Genomic DNA, 11,511 nt, shown 5'->3' with positions numbered 1-11,511 from the left:
ATAATGTAGATGTATAGATAAAGGAGAGGATTTTATGAGTAATACTTTAGTTGAAAAATTACGCGAAAAAGAAGATCGAATGATAGAAATTAGAAGACATCTTCACCAACATCCAGAATTATCCTTCCACGAAGAAGAAACACCAAAATATATTGCTGACTTTTATAAAGATAAAGATTGTAAATTGGAAACAAATGTGGGACCAAATGGTGTCAAAGTAACTATCGATAGTGGTAAACCTGGCAAAACATTAGCAATTCGTGCAGATTTTGATGCCTTACCTATTAAAGAAGAAACAGGATTATCATTTGCATCTAAAAATGATGGTGTTATGCATGCGTGTGGACATGATGCACATACAGCTTACATGCTTATTTTAGCCGAAACCTTAATTGAAATGAAAGATCAATTTAGCGGTAAAGTAATTGTCATTCACCAACCAGCTGAAGAAATGCCTCCAGGTGGCGCGCAAGGTATGATTAAAGATGGTGTGCTTGATGGCGTTGACCATGTATTAGGTGTTCACGTGATGAGTACGATGGAAGCTGGGAAAATTTTTTACAAACCAGAATTTGTACAAACAGGTCGTGCTTACTTTAAATTAACAGTTCATGGTAGAGGCGGTCACGGTTCATCACCTCACATGGCAAATGATGCAATTGTGGCAGGATCTAACTTTGTAACAACTGCACAAACAGTTGTATCTAGACGTTTAAGTCCATTTGAAACTGGTGTCGTTACAATTGGTTCTTTCGATGGTAAAGGTCAATTCAATGTGATTAAAGACACTATCGAAATTGAAGGTGACGTGCGTGCGCTTACCGATGATACAAGAGATACAATTCAAAAAGAATTAACACATCTTGTTGAAGGATTAGAAGCTTCATTTGGCGTAAAATGTGATTTCGAATTTAACAAAGATTACCCTGCATTATATAACAATCCAGAATTCACATCTTATGTAGCTGAAACAATTAAAAATGCAGAAGGAACAGACATTCAAGGTGTTGAAGAATGTGAAGCACAACCACCTTCTGAAGACTTTGCATTTTATGCAGTAGAACTACCAAGTACATTTATTTATTCAGGAGCAGCACCAGAAGATGGCGAAGTATATCCACACCATCACCCTAAATTTAATATTAGTGAATCATCTATGTTAGTTGCTGCTGAAGCAGTAGGTACTGTTGTATTAGACTATTTAAATTAAGATAGATGACTATAAATTACAGATTAAAATATGTAAATTAAAATAATAAGTATGCCCGTCAGTCTAACAGCACTCTTATGTGCTATGTTGCTATTAGTACTGGCGGGCTACTCATACATATGACTATTGCGCTTATAAGTTTTAATATTTTAACTTATCAAATCCATGTTTAAACTTGTATTTAACGTTGTTTAAATCATTAAGCAAACTGATGAACGAGACATCAATAACTAATGTATTAAAGAGAAATTTATGATATAAAAATGAACTAATTAATTTCGTCATTATTTTGCAAATAGAAAAATATATTAGACTATTTAATTTTGATTGGTGTTTTATTTACTAATTCGTGATATCATTAATATATTAAGTAAGAAGAGGTGATTTAGTGACGTTTTATGAGTTTATACAAGGATTTACTGGAGACCAAACACCTCTAGGAGAACTAGCCGCTTGGGTTGATAAAGATGTACAATTTCCAAAAGAAGAAAAATTAGCGAAGAATATTTTAAATTATTTTAAACAAATAACAAATTTAGATGATGAAATACTAGAAATAGTTAAAAGATCACTTTCAATATATGAACAAAATATTTAAACGTAAAATGAATTAGAATGAAGGAACTAATATGTTACTAAATGATTATTATAAAACGTATAAAATGAATGAATCTAATGATGAATTTATAATTGAGAAAAATAATGATGCACAATATTATGATATTTTAGAATCAATTAATCAATTATCAAATGATACATTTTGTGTGCTCAATCATTTATTTGTAAATGAAGATAAAGAAGACCAATTTGAAGATAAATTCTTATCACGTCAAAAACACCTTCAAGATGTACCAGGGTTTAAAGCATTGCGCTTCCTTAAACCTCGAACAAATCATAGACATTATATTATTGTTACATTATGGGAATCGAGACAAGCGTTTTATGACTGGCAAAATTCATCAGAATACGCACAAACACATCGTAAACGAGGTACTAAACAAGGCGTTGATAATCAAATTGTGAATCGTGATTTGTCATATAATATTAGAATAGAATTAGAAGATTTGAAAAAACAAATGCTAGATTATGAAGATATATTTTAAATCATAGAAGGGCGGACAGAAATCATTTTATGTAAATGCTATTTCGGATCCGTCCTTTTTTTATTATAAAAGATCATTTTAGTTTAGTAGATAGATACTAAAGAGTAAAATATATCAATGAGATTATACATTTGATAATATAATAGTGAATGTTAAGGAAAGGGAGTAATATAATGGAAAAAACTGATTTACTAGCACCAGAAAAATACAATATTACATCTGCAATCGAACAATATGCTTCAGACGCATCTAAAAAAGCAATCATTTATCGTGATTCAGAACATGATCATATAGAAGTGACTTATCAGGAATTAATAAAAAATGCTAATAAAGTAGGTAATATATTTAAAAAGCATGGTTTGAAATATGGTGACAAAGTTTTAATTATGATGCCAAGAGCTATTGCTACCTATGAATTATACATTGCAGCTTTAAAATTAGGTATTGCCATTATTCCAAGTTCTGAAATGTTACGTACAAAAGACTTACAATATCGTGTAAGTCATGGAGAAATTGATGCGGTTATTTCATTTGGAAAATTTATTAAGGAATTTGAAGGATTAAAAGAATATCAAAGCCTTACTAAATTTATCGTTGGTGATACACACGAAGATTGGATTTCGATTGAGGAAGAAAAAGCAAATGTTAGTGATGAACTTGAAGCAGCAGACACATCTCGTGAAGATGTTGCTATATTATCTTATACATCAGGCACTACAGGAAACCCAAAAGCAGTTACTCATTCACATGGTTGGGGTTATGCCCACCTACAAATGGCACCTAAACATTGGTTATGTATTAAAGAAGATGATTTAGTTTGGGCAACTGCTGCACCTGGATGGCAAAAATGGGTATGGAGTCCTTTCTTATCAACTTTAGGTTCTGGAGCAACAGCATTTGTTTATAATGGTCGTTTTAAACCAGAAACATATCTAGAATTATTACAAGATTATCAAATTAACGTCCTATGCTGTACACCTACAGAGTATCGTATGATGGCTAAACTACAAAATCTTGATGAATATAATTTAGAACATTTGCATAGTGCAGTTTCTGCAGGTGAACCATTAAATAGAGAAGTTGTAGAACAGTTTAAAAAATATTTTGATATTATTGTTAGAGATGGATATGGTCAAACAGAAAGTACATTATTAATTGGATTCCTGAAAGATACAGCACCTCGACCTGGAGCAATGGGTAAATCTATACCAGGAAGTTATACAACAATTATTGATGACGATGGTAATGAAGTAGAAGCCAATGTTAAAGGTAATATTGCAGTCCCATTAGACTTACCTGCACTGTTTAAAGGTTACTATAAAGAACCAGAACGAACTGCTTCAGCAAGATTAGGCGATTACTATGTTACTGGAGATTTAGCACACCAAGATGAAGATGGTTATTTCTGGTTTGAAGGTCGTAAAGATGACATTATCATTAGCTCTGGCTATACGATTGGACCATTTGAAGTTGAAGATGCTTTAACAAATCATCCAGCTGTCAAAGAATGTGCTGTCGTTGCAAGCCCTCATGAATTGAGAGGTAATATTGTAAAAGCATTTATTATTCTTCAAAATGGATATGAAGGAACTGAAGAATTAATTAAAGAACTTCAAACATTTACGAAAAATGAAGTTGCACCATACAAGTATCCGCGTTCTATTGAATTTGTAGAAGATTTACCTAAAACTAATTCAGGTAAAATCAGACGTGTAGAATTAAGAGATGCAGAAATTGAAAAATATAATCAACAACATGAATAAATAAGTACATTAGACACCGCTTTAATTAAAGTGGTGTCTTTTTTAATAGATATTAGTATGACACATTTAACCAAAATAATATTAATATTTAAACAGTTCTAATTTAAGAATGTTTTATAACCAAATTATGACAATATTATTAACTAATAGAAAACGTTTACATATAAATCTTGTCTTTTTTAGCTTAATATGACATACTATAAAATGATTAGTATGACATATTAAGAGAGGTGCTTATTTATGGAAAAATTAATTTATGCATTTGATGAAGGTAATAAGACTATGAAAGATTTACTTGGAGGTAAAGGTGCGAATTTATCTGAAATGAAACGGTTAGGATTACCAGTTCCAGATGGTTTTACTATTACAACTGCAGCATGTATTGACTATTTGAAACAAGGTGGACAGTTATCTGATAATGTGACATCACAATTACAAGAACATTTAAACACATTTTCAAATCGAACAGGTAAGTCATTTTCATCTCAAGAAGACTTATTACTTGTATCAGTGCGTAGTGGTGCAAAAATATCGATGCCTGGGATGATGGATACGATTTTAAATTTAGGATTAAATGACGAAAACGTTGAAAAACTTGCAAATAAAACTAATGACGCCAGATTTGCATATGATTGTTATCGTCGTTTACTACAAATGTTTGGTGACGTTGTATACGGCGTACCAATGAATCGATTTGATACATATTTTGATAACTATAAGAAGGAACATCAATTTGAGTCAGATGCAGATATCACTGCCGATGGATTAAAACATATATGTGAAAAGTATAAAGATATTTATATGGAGTATGGTAGTAAACCATTTCCTCAAGATCCTTATAAGCAATTAAAAGAAGCAATTGAAGCAGTATTTAAATCTTGGGACAATGATCGTGCACGTGTCTATAGAGATTTGAATGATATTCCTCATGACATAGGTACAGCTGTAAATATACAGGAAATGGTGTTTGGTAATAGTGGAGAACAAAGCGGTACTGGTGTGGCGTTTACTAGGAATCCAGTTACTGGAGAAAATAAATTGTTCGGTGAGTACTTATTAAACGCACAAGGTGAAGATGTAGTGGCAGGTATACGTACGCCACAAGATATTAATACATTAAAAGACCAAATGCCTGATGTACATAAAAATTTTGTCGAAGTAACAAAGCAATTAGAAACACATTATAAAGACTTACAAGATATTGAATTTACTATTGAAAATGGACAACTATACTTACTTCAAACACGTAATGGTAAACGTACAGCACGAGCAGCAATAAAAGTTGCAGTTGATTTAGTTAATGAAGGTCTTATATCTAAAGAAGAAGCTGTAACTCAAGTAGATGTTAAATCAATTGAAACACTTTTACATCCAAACTTTAAAGAAGAATCATTAAAGCAGGCAACTGTAATTTCTAAAATGGGACTTCCAGCCAGTCCAGGGGCTGCTACTGGTCAACTCGTATTTTCTGCGGAGGAAGCTAAAGAACAAGCAGAAAGTGGTAATAAGGTGATTTTAATGAGACCTGAAACATCTCCAGAGGATATAGAAGGAATGGTAGCTAGTGAAGCTATAGTAACAACTCATGGTGGAATGACATCTCATGCAGCAGTCGTTGCAAGAGGTATGGGAAAATGTTGTGTTACTGGATGTTCTGATGTAGAGATAGATACAGTGAATAAAACTGTAAATTATCCTAATGGAGATGTTTTACGTGAAGGAGATATTGTATCCGTAGATGGTAGTGCAGGTGATTTATATCTAGGGGAAATTGAAACAGTAAGTGCAGAACATAGTGATGAATTTGAACAGTTTATGCAGTGGTCTGAAGAAACGGCTAGATTACAAGTACGCATGAATGCTGAAACTCCTCAAGATATTAAATCTGGGTATGAATTTAATGCTAAAGGTATTGGTTTAGTAAGAACAGAGCACATGTTCTTTGGAGCTGAACGACTAGTAGAAATGCGAAGATTTATTTTAGCGTCAAATTATGAAGAACGTGTTGAAGCATTAAACAAAATTAAAACATATCAAATAGAAGATTTTGAATCTATTTTTAAATTATCGGATGGCCGTCCAACAATTGTACGTTTACTCGATCCACCATTACATGAATTTTTACCAGCTTCAGAAGAAGATATTCAAATTGTAGCCAAACAATTAGATGTCTCAACTGATTACTTAAAAAGAAGAATCAATGATTTGAATGAAGTCAATCCTATGTTAGGTCATAGAGGATGTCGTTTGGCAGTCACTTATCCTGAATTATATGAGATGCAAGTAGAAGCAATTATGAGTAGTGTATTTAACCTTCAACAACAAGGAATAGAATCCCAACCTGAGATTATGATTCCACTAGTTTCTACAGTAGAGGAATTTACGACACTAAAAAAACAATTAATTACAACAATCAATGATTTAGAGAATGAAACGAATAGCAAAGTACCATATTTAATTGGCACAATGATTGAAACACCAAGAGCATGCTTGATTGCTGGCCAATTAGCACAACATTGCGATTTCTTTAGCTTTGGAACTAACGATTTAACACAATTGACATATGGTTTCTCAAGAGATGATGCAGGTAAATTTATAAACGTGTATACTGAAAATAACATATTACAGCTTGATCCATTCCAATCATTAGATAATGATGGTGTAGGTCAATTGATTAACTTAGCCGTAACAAATGCTAAACAAGTCAATCCGTCTATTAAAATTGGAGTTTGTGGAGAATTAGGTGGCGATGCTAAATCAATTCATCGTTTTAATCAGTTATCTATTGATTATGTTTCATGTTCTCCATTCCGCGTGCCTGGGGCAATCTTAGCTACAGCTCAGAGTCAAGCTGAAGAAAGTGAGAGATAAGGTGAAAGAACATAATGAACAAGAATTAACGATTTATATTGTTTCTGATTCAATAGGGGAAACAGCTCAGCGAATGATTCATGCAACGCTAACTCAATTTCCAGATTTAACACAAATAGAAATTAAGAAATTTCCTTATATTAAAGATGAGATGGAGTTTCTTAACGTATTAGAATTGGCACGTGAAAAAAATGCCATTGTTGTTACAACATTAGTTAATGAATCATTTAATGCATTAGGACATCAATACGCGAACGAACATCAATTATCATATATAGACTATATGTCAGAGTTAATTACGATGATTGAAAAACATACGACATCTACGCCTTTAATGGAAAGTGGCGCGTTACGTAAGATGAATACAGAATACTTTAATAGAATTGAAGCTATAGAGTATTCTGTGAAGTACGATGACGGTAAACATTTTACTGATATTGGAGAAGCGGACGCATTAATTGTCGGAGTTTCTAGAACGTCTAAAACACCGTTAAGTATGTATTTAGCTAATAAAGGTTACAAAATTGCTAATATACCATTAGTACCTGAAGTTACAATTCCTGAAAGTGTATTTCAACATAAAAATTTAAAAGTATTTGGATTAACAGCAAGCCCTAATTATATTGCCAATATTAGAAAAAATCGTGCAGAAGCTTTAGGTATTTCTAAAACATCAACTTACAATAGTTTAGAAAGAATTAAGAAGGAACTGTCCTACGCTGAAGAAATATTTAATAAATTAAATGCTATTGTGATTAATACAGAATACAAATCGATAGAAGAATCGGCATTTTATATCGAAAGGTTTTTACAACAGAAAGACTAAAAGTTAAAACTATTATGAAATGAAGTAAAGTAATATATAGATTTGCATGCTTTTGTGAATAAAATATAATCATAAACAAAACCAATTTCTATTATTATAAAGAATAATAATTTACTTTTCCGATAGCTTGATTTAACATAATAATAGAAGACTAGTTTGCGAGATGGATTGTTAGAAAAATTGTATTGAGCTTTGATTGAAAATACAGTTTTAGTGGACTGGTGTAAGTATTTATTATATTGGAGAGGTGAACAAAATGGCAAAGTCTGACAAAAAAGACGTAATTTTAATTGGTGCCGGTGTACTTAGTACAACATTCGGTTCAATGCTAAAAGAAATTGCGCCAGACTGGAATATTCATTTATATGAACGTTTAGACCGTCCTGGTATTGAAAGTTCTAATGAACGTAACAATGCTGGTACAGGTCACGCCGCACTTTGTGAATTGAACTATACTGTTCAACAACCTGATGGTTCAATTGATATTGAAAAAGCAAAAGAAATCAACGAACAATTTGAGATTTCTAAACAATTTTGGGGTCATTTAGTTAAAACTGGAAACATTGAAGATCCACGTGCATTCATTAACCCATTACCTCATATTAGCTTTGTAAGAGGTAAAAATAACGTTAAGTTCTTAAAAGACCGTTATGAAAAAATGAAAGCTTTCCCAATGTTCGATAATATCGAATACACAGAAGATATTGATGTAATGAGAAAGTGGATTCCATTAATGATGAAAGGCCGTCAAGATGATGGTAGCTACATGGCAGCAAGTAAAATTAATGAAGGTACAGATGTTAACTACGGTGAATTAACACGTAAAATGGCACAACACCTTCAAGAAACTGACAATGTAGATGTTCATTATAATCATGAAATCATTGATTTTGAACGTTTATCTAATGGTAAATGGTCAGTTAAAATTAAAAACCGTAACACTGGTGAAGTCTTTGAACAAGAAACTGACTATGTATTTATTGGTGCCGGTGGCGGAGCAATTCCACTATTACAAAAAACTGGTATCCCTGAAAGTAAACATTTAGGTGGATTCCCAATTAGTGGACAATTTATCGCTTGTACAAATCCAGAAGTGATTAAACAACACGATGCCAAAGTTTATGGTAAAGAACCACCAGGCACACCACCAATGACTGTACCTCACTTAGATACACGTTATATTGATGGTGAAAGAACATTGTTATTTGGACCATTTGCGAATGTAGGTCCTAAATTCCTTAAAAACGGTTCAAACTTAGATTTATTCAAATCAGTTAAACCATACAATATTACAACATTACTAGCATCTGCTGTTAAAAACTTACCATTAATTAAATATTCATTCGACCAAGTGATTATGACTAAAGAAGGTTGTATGAACCACTTACGTACGTTCTATCCAGAAGCACGTGATGAAGATTGGCAAGTTTATACAGCAGGTAAACGTGTTCAAGTAATCAAAGATACTAAAGAACACGGTAAAGGTTATATCCAATTTGGTACAGAAGTAGTAAACTCTGAAGATCACTCAGTAATTGCATTATTAGGTGAATCACCAGGGGCATCAACTTCAGTATCAGTAGCATTAGAAGTACTTGAAAAGAACTTCGCTGAATATGCTGATGAATGGAAACCATTAATCAAAAAAATGATTCCTTCATACGGTGAATCATTAATTGAAGATGAACAATTAATGAGAAAAATCCGTAAACAAACTTCAAAAGATCTAAAATTAGGTTATTACGAATAGTAATAGATAGAATAACTCAACCAAAGTTGAACGAACACTTTGGTTGAGTTTTTTGTTTATTTTATCGAAAATTTGAAAAATAAATTGTTATAATAAAACCAATAAATAGAGAAATGAGGTTTTACAAATGTCTAAATTACCAAAAGATTTTCTATGGGGAGGCGCGTTAGCAGCCAATCAATTTGAAGGGGGATATGATCAAGGTGGAAAAGGTCTTAGTGTTATTGATGTCATGACAGCTGGCGAACATGGTAAAGCACGTGAAATTACACAAGATGTTGATCCTAATAAATATTATCCAAATCATGAAGGTATCGATTTTTATCATCGTTATAAAGAAGATGTGAAATTATTTAGTGAAATGGGACTGAAATGTCTTCGTACCTCTATTGCGTGGACAAGAATATTCCCTAATGGCGATGAAGTAGAACCTAATGAAGAAGGTTTGAAATTCTATGATGATTTATTTGATGAATTACTAAAATACGATATTCAACCAATTATTACATTATCTCATTTTGAAATGCCACTTCATTTAGCTAGAGAATATGGTGGTTTTAAAAATAGAAAAGTAGCAGATTTCTTTGCTCATTTTGCAGAAACTGTATTTAAACGTTATAAAAATAAAGTTAAATATTGGATGACTTTTAATGAAATTAATAACCAAATGGATTTAAATAATCCAATTTTCCTATGGACGAATTCTGGAGTATTACTTTCAGAAGATGATAATAAAGAAGAAGTGCTATATCAAGTTGCACATAATGAACTTATTGCTAGCGCTAAAGCTGTTAAAATTGGTAAAGAAATTAACCCTGAATTTGAAATTGGTGCTATGATTTCTCACGTTCCAATTTATCCATATAGCTGCAACCCTAAAGATATGATGGAAGCAGAAATTGCTGGTAGATTAAGATTCTTCTTCCCAGATGTTCAAGTAAGAGGTTATTACCCAGGTTATGCTACAAAAATGTTCGAACGTGAGAATATGGATATTGGTTGGGTAGAAGGTGATGATCAAATTTTACGTGAAGGTACTGTAGATTATATTGGATTTAGCTATTATATGTCTACTGTTGTTAAATCTGATAGTGAAACAAGTGTTGAAGATAATATCATTAATGGAGGACTACCTAATTCAGTTGAAAATCCTTACATTCAAACAAGCGATTGGGGTTGGGCAATTGATCCAGTTGGACTTAGATTTACATTGAATGTATTATACAATCGTTATCAAATTCCATTATTCATTGTAGAAAATGGTTTTGGTGCTGTGGATGAGTTTGATAAAAATGGAGAAATACATGATGATTATCGTATCAATTATTTAAAAGAACATATCCAAGCCTCAATTGAAGCGGTTGATCAAGATGGCGTAGATTTAATGGGTTATACACCTTGGGGTATTATTGATATCATTTCATTTACAACAGGAGAAATGAAAAAACGTTATGGTTTAATACATGTTGATCGAGATAATGAAGGTAATGGTGCACTTGATCGTACTAAGAAAGATTCATTTGATTGGTACAAACACGTGATTGAAACCAATGGTGAGGATTTATAGAAATATAATGACAAACTAAAGGAGACGCAAGATGGCCTATTATTTAGTAAAATTTGTACACACCGATATAGAACATTGGAAACAACATGTGAGAGATCATGCAATATATCTATATCAACTTGTTGAATCAGGAGATTTATTACTTTCAGGACCTATTGAAAATAATGATGATCATCAAAAAGAAGCTTATCTGGTACTCAAAGCAGACAATGAAGCACAATTAATGGCATTGTTGAAAGCTGATCCATTTTGGAAACAAGGATTAGTATCAGATTATACTATCGAAAAATGGACACCAATGTTTGGGAATCCTGAAAATATCTATATAACACCTCCAACAAATCAAGACAACTAAAAAATATATAACATTATAGAAGATGGAACTATACAATAATTAGAATTTGTAATTATTTTAGTTCCA

General features: G+C 32.2%; 9 protein-coding genes. All 9 read left to right on the top strand.

Annotated elements, in window-relative coordinates:
- The first annotated feature begins 34 nt into the window (after positions 1-34).
- Positions 35-1,210, top strand: a complete 1,176-nt coding sequence (locus Q4528_RS01280) for an amidohydrolase (RefSeq protein ID WP_046466958.1) — start codon at positions 35-37, stop codon at positions 1,208-1,210.
- A gap of 388 nt (positions 1,211-1,598) precedes the next feature.
- Positions 1,599-1,808: a YozE family protein gene (locus Q4528_RS01275; RefSeq protein WP_017636649.1), complete on the top strand. Its 210-nt coding sequence runs from the start codon at positions 1,599-1,601 to the stop codon at positions 1,806-1,808.
- A gap of 31 nt (positions 1,809-1,839) precedes the next feature.
- The gene (locus Q4528_RS01270; RefSeq protein WP_303520231.1) at positions 1,840-2,313 is read left to right on the top strand and encodes an antibiotic biosynthesis monooxygenase family protein; all 474 of its coding nucleotides are present in this window, start codon (positions 1,840-1,842) and stop codon (positions 2,311-2,313) included.
- A gap of 173 nt (positions 2,314-2,486) precedes the next feature.
- Positions 2,487-4,076, top strand: coding sequence for an acyl-CoA synthetase MbcS (gene mbcS / locus Q4528_RS01265; RefSeq protein WP_029055936.1), 1,590 nt, complete (start codon positions 2,487-2,489; stop codon positions 4,074-4,076).
- Between the two features lie 240 nt (positions 4,077-4,316).
- Entirely contained in the window at positions 4,317-6,947 is a 2,631-nt protein-coding gene (gene ppdK / locus Q4528_RS01260) for a pyruvate, phosphate dikinase (protein WP_046466959.1), read from the top strand.
- Position 6,948: 1 nt separating this feature from the next.
- Positions 6,949-7,773, top strand: coding sequence for a pyruvate, water dikinase regulatory protein (locus tag Q4528_RS01255; protein ID WP_108000426.1), 825 nt, complete (start codon positions 6,949-6,951; stop codon positions 7,771-7,773).
- Between the two features lie 256 nt (positions 7,774-8,029).
- Entirely contained in the window at positions 8,030-9,523 is a 1,494-nt protein-coding gene (lqo, locus tag Q4528_RS01250) for an L-lactate dehydrogenase (quinone) (protein WP_017636644.1), read from the top strand.
- A 127-nt stretch (positions 9,524-9,650) separates the two neighbouring features.
- Complete coding sequence (locus tag Q4528_RS01245; protein WP_046466961.1) at positions 9,651-11,090, top strand: 6-phospho-beta-glucosidase; 1,440 nt, start codon at positions 9,651-9,653, stop codon at positions 11,088-11,090.
- A gap of 31 nt (positions 11,091-11,121) precedes the next feature.
- Positions 11,122-11,445 carry a YciI family protein gene (locus tag Q4528_RS01240; protein ID WP_046466962.1) on the top strand — a complete coding sequence of 108 codons (324 nt, stop codon included), beginning with the start codon at positions 11,122-11,124 and terminating at the stop codon, positions 11,443-11,445.
- The last annotated feature ends 66 nt before the right edge of the window (positions 11,446-11,511 follow it).

This window comes from Staphylococcus pasteuri, assembly GCF_030547725.1.
GTDB lineage: Bacteria > Bacillota > Bacilli > Staphylococcales > Staphylococcaceae > Staphylococcus > Staphylococcus pasteuri.
This window is presented reverse-complemented; position numbering and strand designations above follow the sequence as displayed.

Excerpts from the sequence above, each read along its gene's own strand:
- Q4528_RS01280 (WP_046466958.1), top strand. The coding sequence starts at position 35 with ATGAGTAATACTTTAGTTGAAAAATTACGCGAAAAAGAAGATCGAATG.
- Q4528_RS01270 (WP_303520231.1), top strand. The coding sequence starts at position 1,840 with ATGTTACTAAATGATTATTATAAAACGTATAAAATGAATGAATCTAAT.
- mbcS (WP_029055936.1), top strand. The coding sequence starts at position 2,487 with ATGGAAAAAACTGATTTACTAGCACCAGAAAAATACAATATTACATCT.
- ppdK (WP_046466959.1), top strand. The coding sequence starts at position 4,317 with ATGGAAAAATTAATTTATGCATTTGATGAAGGTAATAAGACTATGAAA.
- lqo (WP_017636644.1), top strand. The coding sequence starts at position 8,030 with ATGGCAAAGTCTGACAAAAAAGACGTAATTTTAATTGGTGCCGGTGTA.
- Q4528_RS01245 (WP_046466961.1), top strand. The coding sequence starts at position 9,651 with ATGTCTAAATTACCAAAAGATTTTCTATGGGGAGGCGCGTTAGCAGCC.
- Q4528_RS01240 (WP_046466962.1), top strand. The coding sequence starts at position 11,122 with ATGGCCTATTATTTAGTAAAATTTGTACACACCGATATAGAACATTGG.